This is a genomic window from Streptomyces malaysiense, from assembly GCF_000980885.2.
GTDB classification, from domain to species: Bacteria; Actinomycetota; Actinomycetes; order Streptomycetales; family Streptomycetaceae; genus Streptomyces; species Streptomyces malaysiense.
This window is the reverse complement of record NZ_LBDA02000048.1, coordinates 82528-108792: the sequence shown is the minus strand read 5'-3', so window position 1 is coordinate 108792 and position 26265 is coordinate 82528. Positions and strand designations below refer to the sequence as shown.

Sequence of the window (26265 nt, the reverse complement as noted above, 5' to 3'; positions counted from 1 at the left end):
GCCCGAACCCGGAGGCGCGATGGCCCTGATCGAGGAGTTGCTGACCACCGTGTAGGCGGCGGAGTTCGTACCGAAGCGGACGGCTGTCGCACCGATGAGGCCGGCGCCCGAGATGATGACCTGGTTGCCGCCGTCGGCGGGGCCCTGGGCGGGATTGAGAGTGCTGATCACCGGTGGCATGGAGCGGGCCTCTCTTGGTTGTCTCTCGTTCGGGGGGTGTGCATTCCGCGCGGGACTGGTCGGCCCCTGACCCGCGGCGGGGCGTGTGTGCCCTGAGCGCCCAGGGCACACACGACTTACGCGGGTATCAGGTGGTGTAGGTGAGGGCGGGGGTGGTGGTGCCGCCGGGGTTGGTGACGGTGACGTCGAGCGCCGTTCCCGTCGGAGCACCCGAAGGGACCGTCACGATCAGCTGGGTGTCACTGAGCTGGGTGAAGTCGGCGGCGTAGTCGGTCGGTCCGGCGGGGTCGGTGAAGGTGACGGCGCTGACGCTGTAGAAGGCGGTGCCCGTGATGAGAACGCCGCTGTCGCCCGGCGATCCCGTGTCGGGCGAGATGGTGGTGGCCGTCGGCTGGTCGTAGTAGGTGTACTGATTGACGGAGCCGGTGACGACGCTGTCCCCGCCCGGGTTCGTCGCCGTGATGCCGACGGTGACCGGGGCCCCGGTGACGGCGAAGTCCGGAGGGGTGGCGGAACGCTGGGAGTCGCTGACGACGGAACCGAGGGTGCCGGCGCCGGCCGCGCCGAAGGTGACCGCCGTGGCCGCGGCGAGCCCGCTGCCGTAGAGAGTGGTGGCGGGCGGGGAGGTGTCGGGGCCGACGCTGGCGCTCAGGCCCCCGATCGTGGGGGCCGCGACGTAGAAGAACGCCTTGCCGTTGCTGGTGGATGTGCCCACGGTGACGGTGACGTTGACCTGCCCCGCGCACCCGCTGGGGGCGGTGACGGTGATCTGGGTGTTGGCGATGGTGACCGCGCCGCTCACGGACGTGTTGCCGAAGGAGACGGTCGGTGTGCTGGCAAGGGCGCCGAACCCGGTACCGGTGATGACCACAACGGTACTGGCCGTGCCCTGGGTGGGGCTGATGGAAGTGATGACGGGTGCCATCGGAGTCCTCCTGTGAGGTCGGATGGTGAGTTGTGCCGTCGCATCCAGACCGGTGCCGCCCGCGAAGGCAGGCAGCAGGCGGCGGATTGGATCGCACCGCCGGGGGCGCCCGTGACCGAAGTTGCCGAGCCGAGGCGTCAATGGGAATCGCAGCACCGCCGCCGATACCCCCAGCGGAGGGATGGGCGGCCCACCTGGTCGGACGTCAGCCAGTGAGCCACTTGGGCGTAGGAAGCGGCAATAAGCGCAACGACAGATCACCCAAATGGGCTACATTCACGTGCCTGCGGGGATATATGAAGAATATCTGCGCGGCGAGCCGTGAGAGCGACCGGCTGACGTCGCACAGCGGCGCGGGAAGGGCACGGAACCGTTCCACGCGGCCTCGACCGGTCGGTTCTGGTGCCGGTGGCACTCGTCCACGGCGCTCGCCGCGCTGGTACCTCGGGAGAGCTACGGCCGGCACCGGGGGATGGAGGAATCCCACCGAGCGGGTGTCATCGGTGAAAAGGGTATCCGGGAGATTGCCGGCCATTCCTCGATCGCCATCACGGCGGACACGCCACGAGGCTGCCTCCCGAGACCGACCTCGCGATCGCCGAGGTCGCTGCCCGCCCCGTGGGCACGGTCCTGGTGGCGCACTCGCTCACTCAAACGGCCCCGGGCGGGGAGCCCGAGGCCGGGCAGGGCGCTTCCCCTGAGAGAAACCCCAGGTCAGCGCGGTACGTATAGAGCCCCCTGTCGGATTCGAACCGACGACCTTCGCTTTACAAGTTCGATCGCTCCTCGGTACTGCCGGGGAGCCACCCGGTCACACTGGCCGTGTCGGACCGCCCAGGAGTGCTGGCGTCCGGCGTCGTTGATGTCACTCGTGGATGTCAGAGTGGAGCAACCCGCGCGCGCTCACTGGCACGATGATCCCGTGGTTGACCTGGAGCGCATCAAAGCAGAGACCGTGGCGTACTTCCGAGCACTCGATGAGGCCGCCACCCTGCGCCACCATTTCTGCCACGCCGACGAGGACGGCGGCTTGTGGTACTTCGAGGCCGTACCCGACCGCGGCGAGTTGATCGCCATCAAGCAAGCCGAGCTGACTCCGGCCGGCCAACTCCACCGGTACAGCTGGGAGCACCTAGAGGACGAGCACGGCTTCCTGACAGACCAGGCGCTCGATCCTGAAAGGGACCCCCTGAAGGCCATCCCGGCCGAGGAGTTCCAGCGGGTCTGGACTCGGTGAGCCCGCCGGACAACCGCTTTAGGAGAGAGGCTGGGGAGCGGGGGCCCTGACCTGGAGCTTCGATACCTGGTCGGGTCACCGCGGAACTCGGCCGCGAAGCACCCCGGTTGACCGTGGATGGCCCTTGTATCTGGCACGACTGTGGCACGCGGCGAGCATGCTGCTCGAAACCTGGCCGGCTCCCCCGGTGCATGGGGCTCAACCGCCGTAGCGGCTGCGCAGATCCTCGGTGATTCGCGACATCAGCTCAATCGAGCCTACCGGTGGTGTCTCCGTCAGCGGACGTTCTGTCTGGGGATCGTAGGCAGTCAGCCCGGTCTCCTTCTCGACGATGGCCGCAAGGGCCGAGACCTGGCCGAGCACGACTTCAGTGTCGTCCCCTGCATGCCAGTAGGGCACAGTAATGCTCACCTCGTCACCGAAGACGGACAGGTCGATGCCGGTGCCCGAGTGGCTCAGGTCTCGCGACTCCTGTTCGTACTCCGTGATCTCCACTTCGCCGAGCAGGGTCCGAGCCTGCGGCACTATTCGGTCCCAGGCTTCAAGGACGCGAGTAGGGATCGGCTCGCTGTGCTCGGCCGCGTCTTCCATCGCCTCCAGGACCTCGTCCCAAGACTGCCCATCGAGCCTGCTCAAGAAGTAGATGTCGTAGCTCACGGCGCGATCGTAGACACTCCTCTCGCATGGCCGCAGTCCGCCTGATCCCTCACGACGCGGGGTTGCTCACCAGTCCCGCCACCGGTCCGTGAGCTCGTGCCGACCCAGCCCGCACTTGGCGGTCAGAGCCGCGACGTCGACTCCCTGCTCGGTGAGTGCCTCATCGATGTAGGCGCACAGCTGCTCGCGTTCATCGGTTTCGAAGGCGCATTCGTCGTGAGCCTCGTTCACGGCGTTCAGGGCCAGGACGACGCGCTCCACTGCAGCGAAGATCCGTGCGTCGTCGCCTTCGGCGAGCGTGGGCAAGTCGGCCTCGAACACGTCGAGGACGGCATCGGTCTCCAGCAAGAGCTCTTCGGGGAACAGCTCGACCATGCACGCGCAGTCGGGATCCAGGGTGCCGGCGGCAAGCTCCGCGGCCTCCTCAGCTATGCCCCTGCGCCAGTTCGTCGTCGGTCTCTCAGCCATGGAGCGGACCGTACAGCGCAGGGCTGACAGCAAGACCTGTCTTCATGGGAGAACCCCAGCTTGGGAAGCTTGGGTCTTCTGTCGGCAGTCGCTCGGCTGACCTGCGGCGAGTCGGCATCAGAGACCTGGTCGCGCCGTGACCAGTCCCCGCTGTTCCCCGTGGTTCCCCGCAGGATCTGGCACGCGTCTGGCACGGGAGCGGTCGTCTGGTCTGTGCGCCCGACAGGCCTCTCCGGTGTCCAGAGTTGTCAGCGGTCGAGTGGCGCGTCTCGTGCTTCAAGGTGGCCGAGGCCAAGCAGAGGTTGGCAAGATCCTGGCATGCAGTTCGACGATCCTGGCAGCCTGTTTGACGTGTGCACCCAGCGGCTCGGTGAGAGGGCAGGTCGGCAGTTTGCTGCCCTGGCCCGCCGCGGCTTCCGGCTGATCCGCGCACCCGAAAGGGCCCAGGCAACCGGTCAATGTCGGCTTGGGGGTCCTGCCCTCCTCGAACCGGAGACCCTGTGGCCCGAACAGAACGGTGTTCCGCTGTCCCTGCACGCCGTGCTGGACACGGATGCTCTCGCTACCTGGCTGGGCAATGAACTGCCCGTACGGCCTGGCCTGCTTAACTTCTTCTACCTGGATCCAGACCTGCCGTACGAGGAGTACCGCAAACTGGACCTGTCCGAATCTGGGGTATGCCGCGTCATCCCTGCCGATCCGGCACAGGCAGTCATGGTGACAGCCCCCCAACCAGCGAGAAGTTACGCGGTGATGCCGGTCCACGCGGCTGAGGTGACCATGCTCCCGGACTGCTGGGACGTCGAGGACGATGACGTGGAGTTCGACAGGGGCCAGCACTGGGGAGCGGCATCGTTGATCCTCAGCGAGATGGGAGATCTCGATGGAAACACCGCTGGCAGTCACTGTGCCTTCGGTTGGCCGGACACCTCGTACACGCTGAAGGTGTCGTCTCGCGACTCCGACGGCGCAGCCGTCCATCTACTCCAGCTTGCCGAGGACACCGAGCTCGGATGGGGTTGGGGTGACGCGGGAACGTTGTATTTCACGATCCCGGCCAAGGCATTCGCGGCTGGCGACTTCAGCAAGGTAGTGGGACAGGTCCTCTGCTGTTGACGCGCACAACAGAAGATCGTCGCGGGAGGCCGTATCCGCCGTAGAACTCCATCTGGCACAGTCTGCGTTCACTGTGGCCCCGGCTGTTCCCGCTGTTCTGGTGCACTTGCGGTGCGGCCATCGCGCGTCGGCTCCCCGTGACTTCCCGCCAGACTGGGCGCTCGAAGATCACGGACCACCGCTTTAGGAGTTCGATCCAGCAGCCGTGTACTTGGTGATACTCGCCTTCTTCGCGATCGGATAGATACGGTCGCGTGCGCCTGCGTCTGGTGTCGTTGATGTCAGGCCTGGATGTCAGGGACCTGGTGCGGGTCGCTGTGGTTGTTGCTGCACCGAGCGCCTAGTTGGATCGATGGCGTTTCCGCCGCTGGCGCGCCCTCTCGACCACCGCCACGGCGCCGATGAGCGCGCCCACCCTCACGGCGGAGTCGGCGAGGTCCTCCGGTCCTCCGAGGACTCGGGCCAGACCCCATCCGGCAAGTGACAGGGCCGGCCAGACGATGAGCACGGTGAGCGCGAGTCGACGCCGGTGCGGTGTGTTGTCGGCCATGAACTGAGGTTACTGGTTTGATCCCTGGGCAAGTCCGTACGGTTGTACGACGTTGAAGGACCAGATGGCGATCAGACCTCTTCGTCCCGAAGCAACTGGGGTGGGGGAGCTTCCTCGGGGTGCTGTGCCTCTCACCTGCGCTGACGGTCCGCAGACGTTCGCGCTCGTCCGCCCCCTGTTCGTCGGCGTTGTCACGTAGTTAGACACGCACCTGATGGGGCTTCTCAGAGGTCAGCCTAGGATGCCGAGCGGTCAGGGGAGGGCGGACGTATGGGCGAGAGCCTGCGCAAGATCTTGCTGTGGGGGCGGGTCCTGCAAGAGTGGTGGTCGGACCGTCTCGGTAAGGAGATCGTCTCCACATGGGCGGCAGGCATCATTTTGGGTGTTCCTGTCTGGATCTTCATCGAGACGTTCTGGCACCCGGACTCGATCCTCGGTGACGGCGGGCTCGCCGCCTTCGGGCTGCTTATCATCCTGGCTGTCGCAACGCTCTTCGCATGGACGGGCGTCATGATCGTCCGCGAAACGATTGCCGAGTCTCGCGTGACTACAGGTGGCACCCGGCGCCGGTTGCTCACGGTTCAGGTACTCACGGCGGGGATGGCCGGGTGGGTCGCTCTGAGGACGATCTTGGTCTTCGGTAATCACGTGTCGCTGACCGTAGGCCTGATCTCGGCGATTCCGCTGGCGGCTCCGTACTCACTCGCGTTCCTGGCACTCGTCGTGCGCGAGGACGTTCAGTGGCGGCTGGTACGTGCTGTGCTCCCCGCGCCGATTGCCCTGGTGGTGCTGCTCCGGTTCATGTGACTCGGTGCGTGGCGCCTGGATTCATCTCCCACGGCAGCATCCTCCCTCCTCAGCCCACCACCCTCCCCAGCTCCCATCCCGTCCGCCGTCGACCCACACACCGTGGAGCGGGCGTGGTTCATGGCGTCCAGGTGGAGCGCGCCACTGTACGAACGACCTGGACGCCATGGGCCGCGTCTGCTCGGCTCTGCCTGGGTCGGCGGTGGATGGGATGGGAGCTCCCCGCGCACGCTCCTACGGACCCGCAGCCGACGGCGGCGCCCCCTCCATCCCGGTGCCCGGAGTGGCTGCCGTACTGGCTGGAGCACTTCATCAAGCCCAACCACAAGCGGACGACGTACAGCAAGTACGCGATGCACGTGCGCCTCTACCTCGTGCCGCTCCTCGGCTCCAAGAGCCTGGAGGCGCTGGGGCCCCGCCACGTGCGGACGTTCATCGCCGAGGTGTCGCGCCGGGCCTCCCCGGCCACGGCCAAAGAGGCGCATCGCGTGCTGAGGACCGCCCTCACCGCGGCCTGCCGTGAGGAGCTGGTGACGCGGAACGCCGCCTCGCTCGTGGAAGCCCCGAAGGTGCCCCGCCGCGAGCTGACGCCGTGGACGCTGGACGAGACGCTGAAGTTCCTGGAGGAGGCCCGCCGCGATCCGCTGTACGCCGCCTTCGTCCTGGCGGTCTCCATGGGCCTGCGGCGTGGCGAGATCCTGGGGCTCCGCTGGTCGGACGTGGACCTCGAACACCGGGTGCTGCGGATCAGCAAGCAGGTGCAGCGCGTGGGCGGGGAGCTGTACGAGGACACGACCAAGAGCGGCCGGGCGCGTCCCGTGCCTCTCCCCCTGATCTGCCTGGCGGCGCTCCGCTGGCACCGGATGCGGCAGTTCGGGGCTGCTCGGCTCAAAGGGGTCGAGCTGTCCCCGTCCTCGTACGTCTTCACCACCCGCACCGGCCGCCCGATCGACCCGCAGAACATCAACCGGTCATTCTTCCGCATCACCGCCGCTGCCGGCCTTCGGCGCATCCGTCTGCACGACGCCCGGCACGGCTGCGCCACGCTCCTCACCGCGGCCGGTGTCGCGCCCCGCGTCGTGATGGAGATCCTGGGGCACAGCCAGATCAGCATCACCATGGACGTCTACACGCACGTGGCCTCGGACACGCAGCGCGAGGCCATCAGCCACATGGATCGCCTGCTCAGGCGCCGTGTCGAACGTGAGTGACCGCCCGCGTTGATGTCACCTGTGGATGTCGAACGCCCCGGACCGATCATCGGCCGGGGCGTTCGCGCCGTTCAACCCAAGAGCCCCCTGTCGGATTCGAACCGACGACCTTCGCTTTACAAGAGCGGCGCTCTGACCAGCTGAGCTAAGGAGGCGTGCCGCGCGCGATGCGCGGACGTGCCTGTGCAGTGTACCCACGTCACCTCGTGGACCCGTCGAAAATTTCCGCGAAGTCCACCGTCGCCCATGTACTGACAGATCACGTGAACGCCGGGTACCGTCTCGAAACGGTTCACTCGCGTGGACTACACCAACCACCTTCCTACAACGGATCGTCCGGCACGTTCCTGCCGGTAGAAGGGGGCCCATTCACCATGGCCACTGTCACGTTCGACAAGGCGACCCGGATCTACCCGGGTTCCAGCAAGCCCGCCGTCGACGCGCTCGACATCGCGATCGAGGACGGCGAGTTCCTCGTCCTGGTCGGCCCGTCGGGCTGCGGCAAGTCCACCTCGCTGCGGATGCTCGCGGGTCTGGAGGACGTCAACGGCGGCGCCATCCGCATCGGCGACCGCGACGTCACCCACCTGCCGCCCAAGGACCGGGACATCGCCATGGTGTTCCAGAACTACGCGCTCTACCCGCACATGACGGTCGCCGACAACATGGGCTTCGCGCTCAAGATCGCCGGCGTCAACAAGGCGGAGATCCGGCAGAAGGTCGAGGAGGCCGCGAAGATCCTCGACCTCACCGAGTACCTCGACCGCAAGCCGAAGGCGCTCTCCGGCGGCCAGCGCCAGCGTGTCGCGATGGGCCGCGCGATCGTGCGCGAGCCCCAGGTCTTCCTGATGGACGAGCCGCTGTCCAACCTGGACGCCAAGCTCCGCGTCTCCACCCGCACCCAGATCGCCTCGCTCCAGCGCCGACTCGGCATCACCACCGTCTACGTCACCCACGACCAGGTCGAGGCCATGACGATGGGCGACCGCGTGGCGGTCCTCAAGGACGGTCTGCTCCAGCAGATCGACACCCCGCGCAACATGTACGACAAGCCCGCCAACCTCTTCGTCGCCGGTTTCATCGGCTCCCCGGCCATGAACCTGGTCGAGGTCCCGATCACCGACGGCGGCGTGAAGTTCGGCAACAGCGTGGTGCCCGTCAACCGCGAGGCACTCAAGGCCGCCACCGACAAGGGTGACCGCACGGTGACCGTGGGCGTGCGCCCCGAGCACTTCGAGGTCGTGGAGCACGGCGCCGCCGCCGCGGCCGCCCTCTCCAAGGACGCCGCCGACGCCCCGGCCGGTCTCGCCGTGTCGGTGAACGTCGTCGAGGAGCTGGGCGCCGACGGCTACGTCTACGGCAGCGCCGACATCGACGGCAGCCAGAAGGAGCTGGTCGTGCGCGTGAACGGCCGCCAGGTGCCGGAGAAGGGCGCCACCCTGCACGTCGTGCCGCGCCCCGGCGAGACCCACGTGTTCTCCACGTCCACCGGCGAGCGCCTGTCCGACTGAGCACCGCCCGGACACCGTTTTGGCAGAGGGCCCCGCGGTACGCCGCAGGGCCCTCCTCGCATGATCGTTCCGGGCCGGGCGTCAACCCCCTACCCCGAAAACCGCACTTTCTCATCCCCCATAAGGGTGACGGAATGTCCTCGCGTCATTACCGCCCGCTACCCTCACACGCGTGAAGCACTCCATCACCACTCAGACGCGACGCAGCCACCGGGGCCCTGCCCGCCGGGTCGGCCGCTCCCTCGCCCTCGTCCTGCCCGTCGTCCTGGTGCTCTCGGGAACCCTCGCGGTCACCCGGGTCAACTGGACCGGAAACCCCGCCGGCTCGGTGCTCACCGCCTCCGACATCACCTCGGCGGAGGCCGCCCCGAAGACGGTCGCCCACGCCCCCGAGGACGTGCTGCGCGACCGCCTGCTGAGCGAGCTGCACGAGAAGAACCCGGGCGTGGTCCTCACCCACCTCCAGGAGGCCGTCAACGGCCACCCCTCGCTCGCCCGGCACTGCACCTCCATCGCCCGCTCCCTCGGCCGGGCCGCGGTGCGCATCTACGGTGCCTCGCGCGCCCAGTCGTACGCGCGCCCGGTGTGCGACACCTCCTTCGCCACCGGGGTGCTGGCCGCACGCGGCTGAACCCGGCCCGGGGCGCCACGTACAGTGCGGGTCATGACCCATCCGAACGCCGCGTCGCGCCCCGCCCAAGCCGTGATCCTGGCCGGCGGCCAGGGCTCCCGGCTGCGTCCGTACACCGACGACCGGCCCAAGCCGATGGTCGAGATCCCCGGCACGGGCACTCCGATCATCGGCCACCAGCTCGCCTGGCTCGCCGAGGAGGGTGTGACGGACGTGGTGGTCTCCTGCGGCCATCTCGCCGAGGTCCTCCAGGACTGGCTGGACTCGGCCCAGCTGCCGGTCTCCGTGCGCACCGTCGTGGAGACCGAGCCCCTCGGCCGCGGCGGCGGCCTCAAGTTCGCCGCCGCGCACCTCCCCCACCCGGACCGGCCCTGGTACGCCACCAACGGCGACATCTGGACCCGCTTCTCCCTGCGGGACATGGCCGACTTCCACACCGAGCGGGACGCCGTGGCGACGCTGGCGCTGGCCCGGCCGCGGATCCCCTGGGGCGCGGTGCGCACCGACGGCTTCGGGCACATCACCGACTTCATCGAGGCCCCGCCGTCCACGTTCGAGATCAACGCCGGTGTGTACGTCTTCTCGCCGGAGTTCACCACCCTGCTGCCCGAGCGCGGCGACCATGAGCGCACGACGTTCCCCGGCCTCGCCCGGGAACGGAAGCTCGCGGGCTTCCCGCTGCCGCAGGGCGCGTACTGGCGGGCCATCGACACCGCGAAGGATCTGACCGAGGCGGCCAAGGAACTGGCGGCGCTGGGACGGTAGCCCTCCCGGTCCCCCTGCCCCCGACTGCCCCGCACGACGAGGAGCCCCCGTACCTTCCCGGTACGGGGGCTCCTCCGCTGTTCCGCCCGGCCTCAGCCCAGCAGGCCGCCCAGTACGCCCGGTTGGCCCGTGGAGGCGCCGCCGCTCGACGTGGAGGTGCCGCCCGGGGCGGAGCCGCCGGAGGTGGTGGAGGTGCCGCCGGTGCCGGTCGGGCCCGCCGTGGTGCTGGGGGCGCCGCCGGTGGGGGCGGACTGGCGGGGCGGGACCCGGCCCGTGGTGCCCTGGGTCGCGCTCGGCGTGGTGGTCGTACCGCCCGCCGAGTGGCTCGCGCCCGGGGCGGTGGCCGAGCCGGAGGGGCTCGCGCCGGCCGTGGCACCGCCCGAGGGGGAGGCGGGCGCCGACGGGGTGGTCCGGTGCCGGGTGCCGGGCTCACCGGGGAGCGGGGAGCCGGGGACGTTGTTGCGGGGGGCCTCGCCGGGGCCGGGCACGACCACGCGGCTGGAGTCGCGGACGGCGCCGCCGAGCAGCGAGCCCACCAGCAGGGTGAGGCCGACGGTCAGCCCGGTGATCAGGGCGCCGCGGCGCAGCACGTAGCGGCGCAGCTCCCAGATGTCGGAGCGGGGGCCGAGCCGCCGCCAGGCGCTGCCCGCGAGGCGGCCGTCCACCGAGTAGACGGGGGCGCCGGCGATGATCAGCGGGGACCAGGCGGCCAGGTAGATGATGTCCGGGGCGTCGTACGCCGGGACCGTCTTCCAGCTGACCGTGACGATCAGCGCGGCCGACAGCAGCGCGCCGACCACCGCGGCCACCCGCTGCCAGCAGCCGAGGATCGTCAGCACGCCCACCACGACCTGCAGGAAGGCGATCACCAGGCCCGAGCCGACCGGGTGGTGCAGGGCGAACTGGCGCAGCGGCTCGGCGACCTCCCACGGGTGCAGGGTGTTGAGCCAGGTGACCATGGAGCCGCGCTTGCCGCCGTCGAAGTAGACGGGGTCGCACAGCTTGCCCATGCCGGCGTAGATCGAGATGAAGCCCAGGAAGATGCGCAGCGGGAGCAGCACCACGCCGAGGTTCATCCGGCGGCCCGGGTAGTAGGCGTGCCGGCCCGGGTCGTCGGCGCCGCGCCGGGCGGGGCGCGGGATGTCGAGGTCGTCCTCGTCGTCCGCGGGGTACGGCGGGAACGGCTCCGTGGGGTCGTCGTCGTACCCGTCGTACTCGTCGTACCCGTCGTGGCGCCCGAAGTCCGTCCGCGGGTAGGGGGGTTGGTCGTAGGAGCCGCTGCGCATGTGCGGCAGGAGCCGGGTGCCCCCGCCGCCGTCGGCGGCGGTGCGCTGGTGGCCGACGACAGGGGTCTCGGTGGTCCGGTCCAGCGCGTCGTACGCCTCGTCGTAGCCGGGGGTGCCGACGCGCGGGATGACGCGGGTGGCGCCGGCGTCGGGCTCCTCGGCGTGGCGGACGATGCTGCCCCGCACGGCCTGGAGGAGCCGGTGGGCGCCGGTGTCGTCGGGTGCGGAGCGGCCGCTCCACACGACCGGCCGGCGGCGGCCGGCGCCGGCCCGGACCGCCTGGCCCGCGAGGGGCGTACGGGCGGTGTCCTGGGCGGCGCTGAGATGGCGGGCGATCCGGGCGGACCGGGTGCGCCCGGCCGTCCCGCCCAGCTGCACGCGGAAGCTGGCGTGGTTGACGATGATCTGCGCCGGGTCGCTCGGCACCTTCACCATGCTCAGCGCGGGAGCGTCGTCGAATCCCGACGAGCGGTCCCCCGTGGGTGTGCGGGGTGTTCTGGTGTCCACACTCATCTAACCGAGTGACATGGAGTTAGGACACTGCTTTGACCGGCCGGATGTGTCCGGGCCCCGTCAAAGCAGCGTCGAACGCCATATGGACGCCTGGATTCCCGCGTAAGGGTGAAGTTCCGGACGGGTGTTCAGCCCCGTCGGCGTGGCGCTTCGGCGGACCGCCGCGCGGGTCAGCTCCGCCTGCGGGCGGCTTCGTAGAGCACGATGCCCGCGGCCACACCGGCGTTGAGGGACTCGGTGCCGCCCGGCATCGGGATGCGCACCCGGTGGTCGCAGGTCTCGCCGACGAGGCGGGACAGGCCCTTGCCCTCGCTGCCGACCACGATCACGACCGGGCCCGCCAGGGCCTCCAGCTCGCCGAGCTCGGCCTCGCCGTCCGCGGCCAGGCCGACGACCGTGACGCCCGCCTTCTTGTACTGCTCCAGGACGCGGGTGAGGTTGGTGGCGCGGGCCACCGGGGTACGGGCGGCCGCACCGGCGGAGGTCTTCCAGGCACCGGCGGTCATACCGGCCGAACGGCGCTCGGGCACGACCACGCCGTGACCGCCGAACGCGGAGACCGAGCGGACGACCGCGCCGAGGTTGCGCGGGTCGGTGACCCCGTCGAGCGCGACGACCAGCGGGTCCGCGCCCTCGTCCGCGGCGGCGTCGAGCAGGTCCTCGGGGTGCGCGTACTCGTACGGCGGGACCTGCAGGACCAGACCCTGGTGGTTCAGGCCGTTGGTCATGCGGTCCAGCTCGGGGCGCGGGGCCTCCATGAGGTTGATGCCGCCGCGCTCGGCGGCGAGCTGGAGTGCCTCGCGGACACGCTCGTCGTTGTCGATGAACTGCTGCACGTAGAGGGTCGACGCGGGGACGCCCTCGCGCAGCGCCTCGACCACCGGGTTACGGCCGACGACCAGCTCGGACGTCGACCTGCCGCCGCCCCGGCGCGCCTGCGGGCGCCCGCCCTGCGAGCGGCGGACCTTGGCGGCGGCGGCGCGCTGCTTGGCGTGCCCCTTGCGCATCTCGGCGGGCGGGGTCGGGCCCTTGCCCTCCAGGCCCCGGCGCCGCTGGCCGCCACTGCCGACCTGCGCGCCCTTCTTGCCGGACATGCGGCGGTTGTTCGCGGCCATGAGTCACCTGTTCCGTGAGCTTTGTTCGTACGTACGTCTTATGCAGTGTGCCGCCCGGGGGGCCGGGCGGCACAATCGATCAACGGGCGCCCGCGGTGGCTAGCGCGCGCCCAGGGTCCAGCGCGGGCCCTGCGGGCCGTCCTCGATGGCCAGGCCCGCCTGGGCGAGCTGGTCGCGGATGGCGTCGGCGGTGGCCCAGTCCTTGCGGGCGCGGGCGGACTCGCGCTGGTCCAGGACGAGCCGTACGAGGCTGTCGACGACGCCGTGCAGGTCCTCGCTCTGGTCGGACTCGCCGGCCCACTGCGCGTCCAGCGGGTCCAGGCCCAGGACGCCGAGCATGGCGCGGACCTCCGCGAAGCGGGCGACCGCGGCGTCCTTGTCGTCGGCGGCGAGCGCGCTGTTGCCCTGGCGGACGGTGGTGTGCACCACGGCGAGGGCGCCGGGGACGCCCAGGTCGTCGTCCATCGCCTCGGCGAAGGCGGGCGGGACCTCGGCGGCGGGCTCGACGGTCTCGCCGGCCAGCTCGGTCACACGCTGGAGGAAGCCCTCGATACGGCCGAACGCGGCCTCGGCCTCGCGCAGGGCCTCCTCGCTGTACTCGATGGTCGAGCGGTAGTGCGGGGTGCCCAGGTAGTAGCGGAGCACGATGGGGCGCCAGTGCTTGACCATCTCGGAGACCAGCACGCTGTTGCCGAGCGACTTGGACATCTTCTCGCCGCTCATGGTGACCCAGGCGTTGTGCACCCAGTACCGGGCGAACTCGTCGCCGAAGGCCTTGGCCTGCGCGATCTCGTTCTCGTGGTGCGGGAAGATCAGGTCCAGGCCGCCGCCGTGCACGTCGAAGGCGGAGCCCAGGTACTTGTGGGCCATCGCCGAGCACTCCAGGTGCCAGCCGGGACGGCCGCGGCCCCACGGGGTCTCCCAGTCGGGCTCGCCGGGCTTGGTGGCCTTCCACATGGCGAAGTCGCGGGGGTCGCGCTTGCCGGTGATGCCCTCCTCGGCGGGCTGGCGCATCTCGTCCAGGTCCTGCTTGGACAGCTCCAGGTAGGAGGGCCAGGAGCGGACGTCGAAGTAGACGCTGCCGTCGGCCTCGTAGGCGTGTCCGCGCTCGATGAGGGTGCGCATCATCTCGACCATCTCGGTGACATGGCCGGTGGCGCGGGGCTCGTAGGTCGGGGGCAGGCAGCCGAGGGCGGTGTAGCCGTCGTTGAACGCCCGCTCGTTCTCGTAGCCGATGGACCACCAGGGGCGGCCCCGCTCCCGGGCCTTGGTGATGATCTTGTCGTCGATGTCGGTGACGTTCCGGACGAACGTCACCTCGTAGCCGCGGTACGCGAACCAGCGGCGCATGATGTCGAAGTTGAGGCCCGAGCGGATGTGCCCGATGTGCGGGGCGGCCTGCACGGTGGCGCCACACAGGTAGATCGAGACACAGCCCGGCTTGACCGGGGCGAAGTCACGGATCTGCCGGGCGCTGGTGTCGTACAGGCGAATAGTCACCACTCCAGAGTAGTGGGCGCGACCCAGTGCCTCACGCCCCTTCCCCTGTTTACGCCGCCCTCCCCCGGCGGCATGCGCGGGTTCGCCCCCTCCGCCCGCCTTTCCCCGGCCCTCAGAGCCGTCCGACGACCTTGCGCGGCGTGATCCGTACGACGACCCGTTCCGCGTCCCGGGACGACTCGGGGTTGAACTCCGCGTACTTCCTGCCCGTGTACTTGAGGCTCAGCTCGTCGATCAGGGACCGGCCGCCGTCGGTGGTCAGTTCGGCGGTGCCGCGGATCTCGGCGTACTCGTAGGGCTGCTCGGGGTTCATGACGACGACGGTGACACGGGGGTCGCGGTCGAGGTTCAGCTTCTTGCGGCGGTCGACCGTGGTGGAGAAGAGGAGGTGCTCGCCGTCGCGCTTCACCCAGACCGGGGACATCTGCGGGCTGCCGTCGGGCTGGACGGTGCCGACGACGATGAACACCTTGCCGTCGAGCAGGGACTTGAGCCGGTCGGACAGGGCGGCGGGCATGGGTACCTCCGAAAGGCCGCGGACGGTGACTCTCCGGGTACCCTCGCACGCTCCCGGCTCACCCGCACCAGGAGGCCGCGGGGTTCAGAACGCCCGCACCACCAGCGCGGTCGCCACCGCCATCAGCCCCTCGTCGCGCCCCGGGAAGCCGAGGCCGTCGGTCGTGGCACCGGAGACGGACACCGGCGCGCCGGCCGCCTCGGAGAGGATCTTCTGCGCCTCGTCCCGCCGTCTGCCGATCTTCGGGCGGGGCCCGATCACCTGCACGGCGACATTGCCGATGGTGAAGCCCGCGGCACGCACGATCCGCGCGGCCTCGGTGAGCAGCGTGACCCCCGACGCGCCGGACCACTCCGGCCGCCCGGTGCCGAAGTGCTGCCCGAGGTCACCGAGCCCGGCCGCGGAGAACAGCGCGTTGCAGGCGGCGTGCGCGACCACGTCCGCGTCGGAGTGCCCGGCCAGACCCGGCCCCTCGCCCTCCCACCGCAGGCCGGCGCACCACAGCTCGCGGCCCTCCTCGAAGGCGTGGATGTCTGTGCCGATGCCGACCTGGGGCAGTGGCGTCTCAGTAGCCATCGTTCAGCCTCCTGCGGGCCAGGACCGCCTCGGCGAGGACCAGGTCCAGCGGGCGGGTCACCTTGAACGCCTCCTCGTGACCGGGCACGGTCACCACGGGCAGGCCGAGCTGCTCCACCATGCTCGCGTCGTCGGTGACGTCCTCGGTCACGGTCTCGTGCGCGCGCACCAGCGTCGCCCGGTCGAACCCCTGCGGCGTCTGCACGGCCCGCAGCCGGGCCCGCTCCGGCGTGGCCACGACCGGCTCGGGCGCGCCGGGCTCGGTGGCCGGTTCGACCTCCTTGACGGTGTCGGCCAGCGGCAGCGCGGGGACGACCGCCGGCGCGCCGTCGCGCACGGCCTCGATCACGGCGTCGACGGTGTCGACCGGGACCAGCGGGCGGGCCGCGTCGTGGACGAGGACGACACCGTACTCGGGCGGTACGGCCGCGAGGCCGAGGGCCACCGACTCCTGGCGGGTCTCGCCGCCCGGCACCACCTGGAAGTCGGTGCTCCCCCAGCTGCCGCTGGGGGCGCTCCCGGACAGCGCGTGCGCGTCGAGCAGCGACTTCACCTCGGCGGGACCGTCCGCCGGGGCGACCACGACCACGAGGGAGACATGGCGGGAGGCCGCCAGCGCGTGCACCGCGTGGATGAGCATGGGAGTGCCGTTGAGTGCCCGCAGCGCCTTGGGCGCGCCCGGTCCGAGCCGTACGCCGCGGCCGGCGGCGGGAATCACGGCGGCGACGGGGGCCCGCACGGGCGCCGAGGGCGGTCCGGCGGGCGAGGGACGCGATTCGTCAGACATCGGTTCCTGTCAGGTTTGTGTGCTCGACCTAGTTGGGTATTGGCTGGAGGAGCGCCGGGCGCGACGCCTTGACCGGACCCTTTCCGTGACCCCTGGTCGAGGCCGTCCACCCGGGCCCGGCACATCGAGTATCGGGGGCCCGCTTCGTTTCGAGGGGCTTTCCGGGGGTAGGCCACAGACGGCGCCGCGGAGACGAACATGCCGCAGCGCCCGGCGACAGAATCGAGTGTCATCGGGCACCGCGGCATTTTCGCTGCGCTGAGGATGTGCGAGAGCGCTGTGCTGGCCGTGCGGGAGTGGGGGCGAGCGGCAGGACCGATCAGGACATCAGCCGCCGCCCGGGGATCGCCGCCCACGGCACGGGCACGTCAGGAGGCGAGCACCTCGTCGAGCAGGGCCTCGGCCTTGTCCTCGTTCGTGTTCTCCGCGAGAGCGAGTTCGCTCACCAGGATCTGGCGAGCCTTGGCGAGCATGCGCTTCTCACCGGCGGACAGTCCGCGCTCGCGCTCACGACGCCACAGGTCGCGCACGACTTCCGCGACCTTGATGACATCGCCGGAGGCGAGCTTCTCCAGGTTTGCCTTGTAGCGACGGGACCAGTTCGTGGGCTCCTCGGCGTACGGCGCGCGCAGCACCTCGAAGACCCGGTCCAGTCCGTCCTGACCGACCACATCACGCACGCCGACGAACTCCGCATTGTCCGCTGGCACACGCACCGTGAGGTCACCCTGGGCGACCTTCAGCACCAAGTAGGTCTTGTCCACGCCTTTGATCTGACGAGTTTCGATGGCCTCGATCAGCGCGGCCCCGTGATGGGGATAGACCACGGTGTCGCCAACCTTGAACGTCATGTGACAGGTACCCCTTCCGTGGCTATCCAGGGTAACACGGATACGGCGTCTTCTGAATGGCGTTTTCGCAGGTCAGGGCATATCTCGGGGCTTGACAACAGCAACCGGAACGTGCTGCGAGGTCCCTCCGGAAGCGGGAATTCGCAGGTGGGAGGGGCTGTCCGGACGGGGTGAAACGCGTACGTTACACACCTCGCGCGCACACGCCAAGTGGATGAACGTCCCGTTTTGTCCGGTTCCTGGCGTACGACTTCCGCTACTCCGTTCGGAGGCCGCGGGCGCATGTGAGCCGATTCCGGAATTGATCAGTGACGGCCGGACGGGTGATCCGGTGATCAATTCCGGGGCGGCGGTACATTCCTTCACGGAAATTTTGCGCGCGGTTATGCGAATGGGGTACCGCGACCTCGGCAAAGTGACCGGAGAGACCGCTGTGACTGCTGAGACGCGTGGAGCGTTGTCCGGGCCGTGTACCCCCACCTGGCGGGAAGGCCGGCGCCAGGGGGAGGGTCGGGTGCGATCACGCGGGAACGGCTCGGTAACCTGAAGCCGCTGACAGACACTTAGGGCGGCTTTACAAGGAAGCCGCCCCTGCGTTAGGAGTTGCCGCCGCCGTGAGCAGCAGCCTTCGACGCGGCGCACTCGCCGCTTCCGCCATTGTCTTCTCGATCGCCTCGCTCGCCGCCTGCGGCGCCGGCAACGACTCGCAGACGCTTCAGGTCAAGCCGGACAACGCGGCCACCAGCGTGGGCGACATCAAGATCCAGAATGCCCTGGTCATCACCCAGCCGGACCCGAAGGCGACCGGCCCCGCCGTGGTCTCCGCGACGCTGTTCAACGCGGGCAGCGACGACGAGACCCTGCAGTCCATCAGCATCCCGGGCACCAGCGACACCGTGAAGCTGACCCCGGCCAAGGGCGGCAGCCTGACCGTCCCGGCGCACGGCTCCCTGATCCTGGGCGGCAAGGGCAACGCCTCCGCCGAGATCCCCGGCGGCCACCAGAGCGTGCAGGACGGCAACGCCCAGCCGGTCACCTTCACCTTCAGCAAGGCCGGCGCGGTGAGCCTGCGCGCCTTCGTGGTCCCGGCCACCAGCTACTTCGACAAGTGGGGCCCCTCCCAGGTGCCGTCCGCCCCCACCGGCTCCCCGGCCGCCGGCGCCACCGCCTCCGGCAGCGCCAAGCCGGGCAAGCACGACGGCGCGAACCCCTCGGCGAGCACGAGCGCGAGCGGCACCGCCACCACCGGCACCGGCACCGGCCCGACCCCGAGCGACTCGGCGTCGCAGTCGGCCGGCGCGGGCCACTGAGCGGTCGTACGACCGGCCGCTGAGCGGTCGTGGGGGCCTCGCACAGCGGACTCCCGCACAGCGGACTCCCGCACAGCGCGAAGGGCGGCACCCCCGAGGGGTGCCGCCCTTTCGTCAGGGGCTTTCGGTCTACGGCTCGAACTTGTAGCCGAGGCCGCGCACCGTGACCAGGTAGCGCGGGGCGCCCGGGTCCGGCTCGATCTTGGCGCGCAGGCGCTTGACGTGGACGTCCAGGGTCTTGGTGTCACCCACGTAGTCGGCACCCCAGACCCGGTCGATCAGCTGCATCCGGGTCAGCACCCGGCCGGCGTTGCGCAGCAGCATCTCCAGCAGGTCGAACTCCTTGAGCGGGAGGTCGACCTTGGCGCCCGCGACCGTCACCACGTGCCGGTCGACATCCATGCGGACCGGACCGGCCTCCAGCGCGGCCGGGGTGACCTCCTCCGGCTCGCCCCGGCGGCGCAGCACCGCGCGGATGCGGGCGACCAGCTCACGGGAGGAGAAGGGCTTGGTGACGTAGTCGTCGGCTCCTATCTCCAGCCCGACGACCTTGTCGATCTCGCTGTCCTTGGCGGTCACCATGATCACGGGGACGTTCGAGCGGCCGCGCAGCTGGCGGCACACCTCGGTGCCGGGCAGGCCCGGCAGCATCAGGTCGAGCAGGACGAGGTCGGCGCCGTTGCGCTCGAACTCGTCGAGGCCGTCGGGGCCGGTGGCCGCCACGGCGACCTCGAAGCCCTCCTTGCGCAGCATGTAGGACAGAGCGTCGGAGAAGGACTCCTCGTCCTCGACGACGAGCACTCGGGTCACGGAAGGACCTCCGGGGAGGGAAGCGGTTCGTACGGGGATGGCTCGGTGGGACCGGCCTCGTCGTCGAGGCCGGGGTCCGGATGCTGCAGCGCGCGGTCGCGGGCCGCGCCCGCCTCCGGCAGCCTGAGGGTGAACGTGGAGCCCTGGCCTTCGGCGCTCCAGACCGTGACCTCCCCGCCGTGCGAGGCGACCACGTGCTTGACGATGGCGAGGCCCAGACCGGTGCCGCCGGTGGCCCGGGAGCGGGCCGGGTCGACGCGGTAGAAGCGCTCGAAGATGCGCTCCTTGTCCTTGTCGGAGATGCCGATGCCCTGGTCGGTCACGGCCAGCTCGATCATGTCGCCGCCGGGGGCGCTCACCCGGCGGGCGGCGATGCCCACCCGGGTGCGGGCCGGGGAGTAGTTCACCGCGTTCTCGACCAGGTTGCCGAGGGCGGCGGCCAGCTGGCCCCGGTTCCCCCAGACGTGCAGGTCGGCGGTGCCGCCGGCGGCGATGGTGATCTGCTTGGTGCCCGCCTGGTGGCGGCAGCGGTCCACGGCCTCGGCGACCAGCTCGTCCACCTGGACGGACTCGGCGTCCTCCAGGGGGTCGTCGTTCTGCACCCGGGACAGGTCGATGAGCTCCTGCACCAGGTTGGTCAGCCGGGTCGCCTCGATCTGCATGCGGCCCGCGAAGCGCTCCACGGCCTCGGGGTCGTCGGAGGCGTCCATGACCGCCTCGGACAGCAAGGAGAGGGCGCCGACCGGCGTCTTCAGCTCATGGCTCACGTTCGCCACGAAGTCGCGTCGTACGGCCTCGATCCGGCGGGCCTCGGTCAGGTCCTCGACCAGCAGCAGGACCAGGCGGGAGCCGAGCGGCGCGACCCGCGCGGAGACGGCGAGCGCCTCACCGCGTCCGCTGCCGCGCCGGGGCAGATCCAGCTCGACCTGGCGTATCTCACCGTCACGCCGGGTGTCGCGGGCCATCTGGAGCATGGGCTCGATGGAGAGTCTGCCCCCGCGCACCAGGCCGAGGGCGTAGGCGGCGGAGCTGGCCTTGACGACGGCGTCGGCCTCGTCGAGGACCACTGCGGAGGAGCGGAGCACCGAGAGAACGGTGTCGACGCCGGGCGGGAGTACGGGATCGGTGTGCAAGGAAGTCCTGGTCGGTCGCTTCTGGTCGCGTTCGCTCCAGCGGAACGCCAGCATGGCGATGACACCGGTGAGCACCCCGGCGATCGCTGCCGCTGCGGCGACCGCCGCGTTCACGTCCATGCGTCCAGGTTAGGCATGGGGTACGAGATGCCCACAGCCGATCGGGTGCGACCTCGAACACTCGTCGCCCAGAGTTCACCTAGGGGCCAGTATCGGTTCATTCGGGAAGCCGGAAACGGACGCGTACGGGGCGGAACGTGGGAGCGTGGGGTTCGCACCGCCGGTTCTGCCGCCGGGCCCCCGGACAACGACCCCCGGAAGCACGTATTACGAGAGGGAACCCTGATGCGGGACGCGTACCACGAGGAACTGGACTCGATCGGCGACGGTCTGGTGGAGATGGCCCGGCTGGCCGGCTCGGCGATCGGACGCGCCACGACCGCCATGCTCGACGCCGACCTCAAGCTCGCCGAGAGCGTGATCGAGGCGGACCAGAAGGTCGACGAGCTCCAGCACGACCTGGAGGCGCGGGCCATAGCCCTGCTGGCGCGGCAGCAGCCGGTCGCGACGGACCTGCGCATCGTCGTCACGTCGCTGCGCATGTCGGCCGACCTGGAGCGCTCCGGCGACCTCGCCCAGCACGTGGCGAAGCTGACCCGGCTGCGCTTCCCGCAGCGCGCCGTCCCGCAGGACCTGCACGCGACCATCCTGGAGATGGGCCAGCTCGCGCAGCGCCTGATGGCGAAGGCCGCCGAGGTCATCGTGACCAAGGACGTCGACCTCGCGCTCCAGCTGGAGCAGGACGACGACGAGATGGACCTGCTGCACCGCACCCTCTTCCAGCACCTCATCGACGACCGCTGGAAGCACGGCATCGAGACGGCCGTCGACGTCACCCTGCTCGGCCGCTACTACGAGCGCTACGCCGACCACGCCGTCGCCGTCGCCAAGCGCGTGGTGTACCTCGTCACCGGTGAGCACGCGGACGAGATCCAGTCGGACATCCAGCCGCCGACGGGGGTGGAGGGAGCATGACTCCCGAAGGGCGTGGCGGGGGCGCCTCCGTGCGCCGTTGATGCGCCCGGTCGGTCGGGCATCAAATGGGTGAGGGCATGCCTGCCCCGGCAACTAGGCCCCGGCGTCTAGGAGGGACCCATGACCGATTCCCCCAGCACCACCCCCGACCCCACGCAGGAGCGCGAGACCGAGCAGCCCGCCGAGATCAGGGGGCTGCCGCTGATCGCCGCGTGCGGGTGCGGCTCCGGCTGCGGCTGCGGCTGCCAGTCGGGCGCGCCCTGCCAGTGCGGCTGACGGCAGAGCCGTCGTAGGGCCGGTGCGAACTCACTTCGCACCGGCCCTTTCCGCACACGGTCACGCCCGCACGCCTCGTGCCCCGCCCCCTGGTCCCTCCCGAGCGGGCGGCGAGGTCTGCGCCTTCGACCTGATCGCGCCGCCGGTGTGACGCCGCGCGTGACCGCAGAACCGGGCCGCACGACGGTGCGGGTGGTCCGGTAACGGCGCTGCCGGTACCTACGCTCGCTTGAACGCGTGGCTCCGCTCCACCTTCGCCACATGCAGCGTGTAGTTCTGGTACCACTCGGCTCGCCCACGCTTCTGTGCCGCACGGTGCTCGGCGTTGCTCCGCCACTCCGTGAGGGCGTCCGCGTCGCGGAAGTACCCGACGGTGATGGACAACCCGCCAGGAGTCTGCGCGTGGTCCGCCCCCAGGAACCCGGGGATGTCCTTCACCAGGTCCTCCATGCGTGCGTTGGTCTCGCCGTAGCCGCTCTGGTCCTCGGTTCGGACAGCGCTGAACACAGCGACGTAGTAAGGGGGTTCAAAGGCCTCGACGGGCGCGACAGCCGCTTCGGAATGATCGCTCATGACGTCACCGTGCGTCAGGTCACGCCCAGCGATCCAGTGACTTTCCCGAACGGGATCCATCAGGGATCCGATTCTTGACCGAGCCGAGGCGGGCGTCACCTGATCCGCGTGAGCCTGCCGGCCACCGCGCCCAGCAGAACCCCGGCCGCAGGCGCGACGCGGATCAGCCGCGTGCCCTGGGACTTGTCCCCGCTCTCGGGGAACTGGGGATCTCTTTGTCGGTTCGGCCGCCCGCAGCCCTCGCAGAGGCGCCATTTCCGGTCCGCCGGCCGGCCGCCCCTTTCAGGCCGGTGCCGCCACGGCACCGCACGCCGCGCGACAGGACGGAACCGTGATTTTCCATCATTCCGGCGCACTATAACCGTCGTTCTCGAATGCCGCGAGCCATCGAAAACCATGCGGCCATCTGACACGTGATCGAAGTGCGGACGGCCTCGCGCGCCATGACGATGACGCTGAAGCGCGGAGCAAGCAGTGAGCTGGTGACAGCTGGGCGCTCCGCCAAGTCATGCGTCGAAGAAAGAGAGAGTCATGACGGCAACGACGGAGACCCCCACTCGCGAAAAGGCCGGGACGGGCCAGGAAGAGATGGGCGAGGAATCCGCCTTCGGACCGCTCCTGCTGGCAGCACTCCTGGCGCGCCGTGACGAGCGTGGCGAGGAGTCGGGCATCGAGCACCCGCTCCTGCTCGCCGCACTCGCCCGCCGCCGCGAGGAGGGCGGCGAGGAGTCGGGCATCGAACACCCGCTCCTGCTCGCCGCACTCATGCACCGCCGTAAGGAGCGTGGCGAGGAGTCGATCATCGAACACCCGCTCCTGCTCGCCGCACTCATGCACCGCCGCCGCGAGGAGCGCGGTACGCCGCTGATCGAACACCCCCTCCTGCTCGCCGCGCTCATGCGCCACCGCCGCGAGGAGGGCGGCGAGGAGTCGATCATCGAACACCCGCTCCTGCTCGCAGCACTCATGCACCGCCGCCGCGAGGAGCGCGGTACGGCGCTGATCGAACACCCCCTCCTGCTCGCCGCGCTCATGCGCCGCTGAACGGAAACGGCGACACCCCTGCCCCCCGATCCTCGGAGTCGACGGAATTGGGGGGCAGGTCCCATAGGGAAATCGAGACATGAGGACATGAGGAACGACAATGGCAGCTGAGCCCGGCGGAAAATCGGAACGGGATCCCCTGGAGGCTTTCATCGACGAGATCTTCGATGAAATGATGCGCGATACCGGGGTCCCCCAAACCGGCATCGGCGTCAAGCATGGAAAGGACCCGCTGGCGGGAGCCCTGATGGAAGCAGCCGTGGCGTCCTTGTCACAGCCGCCCTCCCGTTCCTCGGAACTGGAAAGGGTGTTCTTCGCACAGACTCTCGCAACCGCACTGGCAGAAGCTCTCGCGCCGGCTCTGTCGGATGTGCTGGCCTCGGAGATCATGAAGGTGCTGACCCACCACGCGGACTCCCAAAAAGGCACCACTCATGAATCCGCCGGTACGACCGGCCGAGGCCGCCGTTCCTCCGGAGGCGGCGAACGTTCCTAGTGCCCGCCCGGCCGTGACACCCCCCTTTTCCTTCCGGCGTCGGGCACTGATCGCCGTGCGAGGTGAGCAGCCCGAGACGGCCTTCAAGTCCTGTGCGCACGAAGAGACTCCAGCGCGCCGGCGATACATGGAAAAGCCCCCTTCCAGCGGCGGAACCGCAGGCAGGGGGCTTGTTCCTGGGGCGCTTACTTCTTCTTGCCCTGGTTCTTGACCGCCTCGATCGCCGCCGCGGCCGCCTCCGGGTCGAGGTACTTGCCGCCCGGGGTGAGGGGCTTGAAGTCGGAGTCGAGTTCGTAGGCGAGGGGGATGCCCGTGGGGATGTTCAGGCCCGCGATGTCGGCGTCGGAGATGCCGTCCAGGTGCTTGACCAGGGCGCGCAGGGAGTTGCCGTGGGCGGCGACGAGGACCGTGCGGCCGCTCAGGAGGTCCGGGACGATCGCGTCGTACCAGTAGGGGAGCATCCGGAGGACGACGTCCTTCAGGCACTCGGTCCTGGGGCGCAGCTCCGGCGGGAGGGTCGCGTAGCGCGGGTCGTCGAACTGGGAGAACTCCGAGTCGTCCGGCAGCGGGGGCGGCGGGGTGTCGTACGAGCGGCGCCAGAGCATGAACTGCTCCTCGCCGAACTCGGCCAGCGTGGCCGCCTTGTCCTTGCCCTGGAGGGCGCCGTAGTGGCGCTCGTTCAGGCGCCAGCTGCGGTGGACCGGGATCCAGTGGCGGTCCGCGGCCTCGAGGGCCAGCTGGGCGGTGCGGATCGCGCGCTTCTGGAGCGACGTGTGCACCACGTCGGGCAGCAGGTCGGCGTCCTTCAGGAGCTCGCCACCGCGGACTGCCTCCTTCTCGCCCTTCTCGTTCAGGTTGACGTCCACCCAGCCGGTGAACAGGTTCTTCGCGTTCCACTCGCTCTCGCCGTGGCGGAGGAGGATCAGCTTGTACGGTGCGTCGGCCATGCCTCAGAGCGTAATCCACGGCCCCTCGGCGCCGGTGCGGCCGACCGGTGGGCGGGACACCGAGGGCGTCTGTTAATCCGTTGGTCGATGTCAGACCCCCTCTGTAAGTTGTGCTTGCCTGCCAAGCCACTTACAACTCCAGGGGGTCCCCGCATGCCCGCCGCCCGTCTCGGACGCGCCGCCAGGGAGACCGTGTCCGGGCTCCCCCGTGAGTTCTGGTGGCTGTGGACCAGCACCCTCGTCAACCGGCTCGGCGCCTTCGTGGCCACCTTCATGGCCCTCTACCTCACCCTCGACCGCGGCTACTCCGCCTCGTACGCCGGGCTCGTCGCCTCCCTGCACGGGCTGGGCGGGACCGTCTCCGCCCTCGTGGGCGGGGTCATGGCCGACCGCATCGGGCGGCGGCCCACCCTGCTCGTCGCCCAGTCGGCCACCGCCGCCTCCGTCGCGCTGCTCGGGTTCATGACCGACCCGGTCGCCATCGCCGGCGTCGCCTTCCTCGTCGGCATGGCGTCCAACGCCTCCCGGCCGGCCGTGCAGGCGATGATGGCCGACATCGTGCGGCCCGAGGACCGGGTGCGGGCCTTCTCGCTCAACTACTGGGCCATCAACCTCGGTTTCGCCGTCTCCGCCGCGGCCGCCGGCTTCATCGCCGAGTTCAGCTATCTCGCCGGGTTCCTGATCGAGGCGGGCATGACGGCCGTCTGCGCCCTCGTCGTCTTCCTGAAGGTCCCCGAGTCCCGGCCGGCCGCCCCGGTCCACGAGGACGAACCCCGGGTCGGCCTCGGCACCGTGCTGCGGGACGGGCGCTACATGGCCGTCGTGGGCCTGTCCTTCCTCGTCGCCCTGATCTTCCAGCAGGGCTCGGTCGCCCTGCCGGTCGCCATGGGCCGGGCCGGGTTCACACCCGCCGACTACGGCGTCGCGATCGCCGTCAACGGCGTCCTGATCGTCGCCCTCCAGATTCCCGTCACCCGGTTCATCGAGCACCGCGATCCGCGCACCCTGCTCGTCGTCTCCTCGGTCCTCGCCGGGTACGGCTTCGGGCTCACCGCCTTCGCCGGGTCCGTCGGCGCCTTCATGGCCACCGTCTGCGTGTGGACCCTCGCCGAGATCGTCAACGCGCCGACCCAGACCGGCCTCGTCGTCCGCCTCTCCCCCGTCCACGGCCGCGGCCGCTACCAGGGCGTGTACACCCTGTCCTGGTCCGTCGCCGCCCTGATCGCGCCCCTGATGTCCGGCCAGGTCATCGACCGGTTCGGGGCGCGGTGGCTGTGGGGGTCGTGCGCCGTCCTGGGGATGGCCGCGGGGCTCGGGTACGCGCTGCTGATGCGCGGACCCGAGGATCGCGGGGCCGGGAGCGGGAGCCGTACGACGGACGACCGGGCCGCCGCCCGCACCGCCGGTCCCGCGCCGGAGCACTCCCCGGCGGCGTGAT

The 26265-nt window shown here is 70.1% G+C and carries 29 protein-coding genes and 1 tRNA gene; 13 read left to right on the top strand and 17 right to left on the bottom strand.

Going from position 1 to position 26265, the window contains the following annotated elements; genetic code table 11:
- Both VT52_RS39730 and VT52_RS20385 read right to left on the bottom strand, forming a co-directional pair.
- Positions 1-180, bottom strand: a 180-nt coding sequence (locus VT52_RS39730) for an IPT/TIG domain-containing protein (protein ID WP_206306571.1), incomplete at its 3' end; no start/stop codon positions are given.
- Between the two features lie 127 nt (positions 181-307).
- Positions 308-1105: an IPT/TIG domain-containing protein gene (locus tag VT52_RS20385; RefSeq protein WP_046419609.1), complete on the bottom strand. Its 798-nt coding sequence runs from the start codon at positions 1103-1105 to the stop codon at positions 308-310.
- 922 nt (positions 1106-2027) lie between these two features.
- Between VT52_RS20385 and VT52_RS20380 the strand changes: the two genes are divergently transcribed.
- Complete coding sequence (locus VT52_RS20380) at positions 2028-2342, top strand: hypothetical protein (protein ID WP_046419719.1); 315 nt, start codon at positions 2028-2030, stop codon at positions 2340-2342.
- Between the two features lie 198 nt (positions 2343-2540).
- Here VT52_RS20380 and VT52_RS20375 read toward each other — a convergent pair whose 3' ends face one another.
- Complete coding sequence (locus VT52_RS20375) at positions 2541-2999, bottom strand: hypothetical protein (protein WP_046419611.1); 459 nt, start codon at positions 2997-2999, stop codon at positions 2541-2543.
- Between the two features lie 66 nt (positions 3000-3065).
- On the bottom strand, positions 3066-3467 hold the full coding sequence (locus tag VT52_RS20370; protein WP_046419724.1) for a hypothetical protein: 402 nt from the start codon (positions 3465-3467) through the stop codon (positions 3066-3068).
- Positions 3468-3785: 318 nt separating this feature from the next.
- On the opposite strand from VT52_RS20370, the gene VT52_RS20365 reads away from it, so the two are divergent.
- The gene (locus VT52_RS20365) at positions 3786-4583 is read left to right on the top strand and encodes a DUF1963 domain-containing protein (protein WP_046419613.1); all 798 of its coding nucleotides are present in this window, start codon (positions 3786-3788) and stop codon (positions 4581-4583) included.
- A 340-nt stretch (positions 4584-4923) separates the two neighbouring features.
- On the opposite strand, the gene VT52_RS20360 is transcribed toward VT52_RS20365, so the two are convergent.
- Positions 4924-5133 (bottom strand): hypothetical protein, encoded by a 210-nt coding sequence (locus VT52_RS20360; protein ID WP_046419614.1) that lies wholly within the window; start codon positions 5131-5133, stop codon positions 4924-4926.
- A 270-nt stretch (positions 5134-5403) separates the two neighbouring features.
- On the opposite strand from VT52_RS20360, the gene VT52_RS20355 reads away from it, so the two are divergent.
- Together VT52_RS20355 and VT52_RS20350 are read left to right on the top strand one after the other, a co-directional pair.
- The gene (locus VT52_RS20355; protein ID WP_046419617.1) at positions 5404-5940 is read left to right on the top strand and encodes a hypothetical protein; all 537 of its coding nucleotides are present in this window, start codon (positions 5404-5406) and stop codon (positions 5938-5940) included.
- Between the two features lie 131 nt (positions 5941-6071).
- Positions 6072-7151, top strand: coding sequence for a tyrosine-type recombinase/integrase (locus VT52_RS20350; protein WP_476756026.1), 1080 nt, complete (start codon positions 6072-6074; stop codon positions 7149-7151).
- 81 nt (positions 7152-7232) lie between these two features.
- On the opposite strand, the gene VT52_RS20345 is transcribed toward VT52_RS20350, so the two are convergent.
- A tRNA-Thr gene (locus VT52_RS20345) sits at positions 7233-7306 on the bottom strand.
- A 219-nt stretch (positions 7307-7525) separates the two neighbouring features.
- On the opposite strand from VT52_RS20345, the gene VT52_RS20340 reads away from it, so the two are divergent.
- From VT52_RS20340 to VT52_RS20330, 3 genes are all read left to right on the top strand, one after another.
- On the top strand, positions 7526-8662 hold the full coding sequence (locus VT52_RS20340) for an ABC transporter ATP-binding protein (protein ID WP_046419618.1): 1137 nt from the start codon (positions 7526-7528) through the stop codon (positions 8660-8662).
- Between the two features lie 172 nt (positions 8663-8834).
- Entirely contained in the window at positions 8835-9293 is a 459-nt protein-coding gene (locus VT52_RS20335) for a hypothetical protein (RefSeq protein ID WP_046419621.1), read from the top strand.
- 33 nt (positions 9294-9326) lie between these two features.
- The gene (locus VT52_RS20330; protein WP_046419623.1) at positions 9327-10058 is read left to right on the top strand and encodes a nucleotidyltransferase family protein; all 732 of its coding nucleotides are present in this window, start codon (positions 9327-9329) and stop codon (positions 10056-10058) included.
- A gap of 92 nt (positions 10059-10150) precedes the next feature.
- Here the strand turns inward: VT52_RS20330 and VT52_RS20325 are convergent, their stop codons facing one another.
- From VT52_RS20325 to VT52_RS20295, 7 genes are all read right to left on the bottom strand, one after another.
- Positions 10151-11857, bottom strand: a complete 1707-nt coding sequence (locus VT52_RS20325; protein WP_206306568.1) for a DoxX family protein — start codon at positions 11855-11857, stop codon at positions 10151-10153.
- Positions 11858-12027: 170 nt separating this feature from the next.
- Entirely contained in the window at positions 12028-12972 is a 945-nt protein-coding gene (gene rlmB / locus VT52_RS20320) for a 23S rRNA (guanosine(2251)-2'-O)-methyltransferase RlmB (protein WP_046419627.1), read from the bottom strand.
- Between the two features lie 99 nt (positions 12973-13071).
- A complete protein-coding gene (gene cysS / locus VT52_RS20315) occupies positions 13072-14472 on the bottom strand; it encodes a cysteine--tRNA ligase (RefSeq protein WP_046419630.1) in 1401 nt (466 codons plus the stop codon).
- Positions 14473-14584: 112 nt separating this feature from the next.
- Complete coding sequence (locus tag VT52_RS20310) at positions 14585-14989, bottom strand: PPOX class F420-dependent oxidoreductase (RefSeq protein WP_046419637.1); 405 nt, start codon at positions 14987-14989, stop codon at positions 14585-14587.
- A gap of 84 nt (positions 14990-15073) precedes the next feature.
- On the bottom strand, positions 15074-15565 hold the full coding sequence (gene ispF, locus VT52_RS20305) for a 2-C-methyl-D-erythritol 2,4-cyclodiphosphate synthase (RefSeq protein ID WP_046419639.1): 492 nt from the start codon (positions 15563-15565) through the stop codon (positions 15074-15076).
- Positions 15555-16352: a 2-C-methyl-D-erythritol 4-phosphate cytidylyltransferase gene (gene ispD, locus VT52_RS20300; RefSeq protein WP_046419642.1), complete on the bottom strand. Its 798-nt coding sequence runs from the start codon at positions 16350-16352 to the stop codon at positions 15555-15557. The genes ispF and ispD overlap by 11 nt, the downstream gene beginning before the upstream one ends.
- A 368-nt stretch (positions 16353-16720) precedes the next feature.
- Positions 16721-17203: a CarD family transcriptional regulator gene (locus tag VT52_RS20295; RefSeq protein WP_003953493.1), complete on the bottom strand. Its 483-nt coding sequence runs from the start codon at positions 17201-17203 to the stop codon at positions 16721-16723.
- A 614-nt stretch (positions 17204-17817) separates the two neighbouring features.
- Between VT52_RS20295 and VT52_RS20290 the strand changes: the two genes are divergently transcribed.
- Complete coding sequence (locus tag VT52_RS20290; protein WP_046419659.1) at positions 17818-18513, top strand: copper chaperone PCu(A)C domain-containing protein; 696 nt, start codon at positions 17818-17820, stop codon at positions 18511-18513.
- A gap of 129 nt (positions 18514-18642) precedes the next feature.
- On the opposite strand, the gene phoP is transcribed toward VT52_RS20290, so the two are convergent.
- Entirely contained in the window at positions 18643-19314 is a 672-nt protein-coding gene (phoP, locus tag VT52_RS20285; RefSeq protein WP_467267396.1) for a two-component system response regulator PhoP, read from the bottom strand.
- Positions 19315-19319: 5 nt separating this feature from the next.
- Positions 19320-20576, bottom strand: a complete 1257-nt coding sequence (gene phoR / locus VT52_RS20280) for a two-component system sensor histidine kinase PhoR (protein ID WP_046419663.1) — start codon at positions 20574-20576, stop codon at positions 19320-19322.
- Positions 20577-20801: 225 nt separating this feature from the next.
- Between phoR and phoU the strand changes: the two genes are divergently transcribed.
- Both phoU and VT52_RS38030 read left to right on the top strand, forming a co-directional pair.
- Complete coding sequence (gene phoU / locus VT52_RS20275; protein ID WP_046419666.1) at positions 20802-21491, top strand: phosphate signaling complex protein PhoU; 690 nt, start codon at positions 20802-20804, stop codon at positions 21489-21491.
- A 120-nt stretch (positions 21492-21611) separates the two neighbouring features.
- Entirely contained in the window at positions 21612-21767 is a 156-nt protein-coding gene (locus VT52_RS38030; protein ID WP_164932557.1) for a hypothetical protein, read from the top strand.
- Between the two features lie 219 nt (positions 21768-21986).
- On the opposite strand, the gene VT52_RS20270 is transcribed toward VT52_RS38030, so the two are convergent.
- A complete protein-coding gene (locus VT52_RS20270; protein WP_046419729.1) occupies positions 21987-22340 on the bottom strand; it encodes an antibiotic biosynthesis monooxygenase family protein in 354 nt (117 codons plus the stop codon).
- Between the two features lie 531 nt (positions 22341-22871).
- Here VT52_RS20270 and VT52_RS20265 point away from each other — a divergent pair.
- On the top strand, positions 22872-23384 hold the full coding sequence (locus tag VT52_RS20265; RefSeq protein WP_143070895.1) for a hypothetical protein: 513 nt from the start codon (positions 22872-22874) through the stop codon (positions 23382-23384).
- Positions 23385-23484: 100 nt separating this feature from the next.
- Positions 23485-23880 (top strand): hypothetical protein, encoded by a 396-nt coding sequence (locus VT52_RS20260; RefSeq protein WP_046419670.1) that lies wholly within the window; start codon positions 23485-23487, stop codon positions 23878-23880.
- A 185-nt stretch (positions 23881-24065) separates the two neighbouring features.
- On the opposite strand, the gene VT52_RS20255 is transcribed toward VT52_RS20260, so the two are convergent.
- A complete protein-coding gene (locus VT52_RS20255; RefSeq protein WP_046419673.1) occupies positions 24066-24827 on the bottom strand; it encodes a phosphoglyceromutase in 762 nt (253 codons plus the stop codon).
- Between the two features lie 153 nt (positions 24828-24980).
- Here VT52_RS20255 and VT52_RS20250 point away from each other — a divergent pair, with 153 nt between their 5' ends.
- Positions 24981-26264 (top strand): MDR family MFS transporter, encoded by a 1284-nt coding sequence (locus VT52_RS20250; RefSeq protein ID WP_079175149.1) that lies wholly within the window; start codon positions 24981-24983, stop codon positions 26262-26264.
- Position 26265 lies beyond the last annotated feature (1 nt).

What these genes read in the sequence shown, in the direction of transcription:
- VT52_RS20385 (WP_046419609.1), bottom strand. Translation starts at nt 1,105, where the DNA reads ATGGCACCCGTCATCACTTCCATCAGCCCCACCCAGGGCACGGCCAGT.
- VT52_RS20370 (WP_046419724.1), bottom strand. Translation starts at nt 3,467, where the DNA reads ATGGCTGAGAGACCGACGACGAACTGGCGCAGGGGCATAGCTGAGGAG.
- VT52_RS20365 (WP_046419613.1), top strand. Translation starts at nt 3,786, where the DNA reads ATGCAGTTCGACGATCCTGGCAGCCTGTTTGACGTGTGCACCCAGCGG.
- VT52_RS20360 (WP_046419614.1), bottom strand. Translation starts at nt 5,133, where the DNA reads ATGGCCGACAACACACCGCACCGGCGTCGACTCGCGCTCACCGTGCTC.
- VT52_RS20355 (WP_046419617.1), top strand. Translation starts at nt 5,404, where the DNA reads ATGGGCGAGAGCCTGCGCAAGATCTTGCTGTGGGGGCGGGTCCTGCAA.
- VT52_RS20340 (WP_046419618.1), top strand. Translation starts at nt 7,526, where the DNA reads ATGGCCACTGTCACGTTCGACAAGGCGACCCGGATCTACCCGGGTTCC.
- VT52_RS20330 (WP_046419623.1), top strand. Translation starts at nt 9,327, where the DNA reads ATGACCCATCCGAACGCCGCGTCGCGCCCCGCCCAAGCCGTGATCCTG.
- VT52_RS20325 (WP_206306568.1), bottom strand. Translation starts at nt 11,857, where the DNA reads ATGAGTGTGGACACCAGAACACCCCGCACACCCACGGGGGACCGCTCG.
- rlmB (WP_046419627.1), bottom strand. Translation starts at nt 12,972, where the DNA reads ATGGCCGCGAACAACCGCCGCATGTCCGGCAAGAAGGGCGCGCAGGTC.
- VT52_RS20310 (WP_046419637.1), bottom strand. Translation starts at nt 14,989, where the DNA reads ATGCCCGCCGCCCTGTCCGACCGGCTCAAGTCCCTGCTCGACGGCAAG.
- ispF (WP_046419639.1), bottom strand. Translation starts at nt 15,565, where the DNA reads ATGGCTACTGAGACGCCACTGCCCCAGGTCGGCATCGGCACAGACATC.
- ispD (WP_046419642.1), bottom strand. Translation starts at nt 16,352, where the DNA reads ATGTCTGACGAATCGCGTCCCTCGCCCGCCGGACCGCCCTCGGCGCCC.
- VT52_RS20295 (WP_003953493.1), bottom strand. Translation starts at nt 17,203, where the DNA reads ATGACGTTCAAGGTTGGCGACACCGTGGTCTATCCCCATCACGGGGCC.
- phoR (WP_046419663.1), bottom strand. Translation starts at nt 20,576, where the DNA reads ATGGACGTGAACGCGGCGGTCGCCGCAGCGGCAGCGATCGCCGGGGTG.
- phoU (WP_046419666.1), top strand. Translation starts at nt 20,802, where the DNA reads ATGCGGGACGCGTACCACGAGGAACTGGACTCGATCGGCGACGGTCTG.
- VT52_RS38030 (WP_164932557.1), top strand. Translation starts at nt 21,612, where the DNA reads ATGACCGATTCCCCCAGCACCACCCCCGACCCCACGCAGGAGCGCGAG.
- VT52_RS20270 (WP_046419729.1), bottom strand. Translation starts at nt 22,340, where the DNA reads ATGAGCGATCATTCCGAAGCGGCTGTCGCGCCCGTCGAGGCCTTTGAA.
- VT52_RS20265 (WP_143070895.1), top strand. Translation starts at nt 22,872, where the DNA reads ATGACGGCAACGACGGAGACCCCCACTCGCGAAAAGGCCGGGACGGGC.
- VT52_RS20260 (WP_046419670.1), top strand. Translation starts at nt 23,485, where the DNA reads ATGGCAGCTGAGCCCGGCGGAAAATCGGAACGGGATCCCCTGGAGGCT.
- VT52_RS20255 (WP_046419673.1), bottom strand. Translation starts at nt 24,827, where the DNA reads ATGGCCGACGCACCGTACAAGCTGATCCTCCTCCGCCACGGCGAGAGC.
- VT52_RS20250 (WP_079175149.1), top strand. Translation starts at nt 24,981, where the DNA reads ATGCCCGCCGCCCGTCTCGGACGCGCCGCCAGGGAGACCGTGTCCGGG.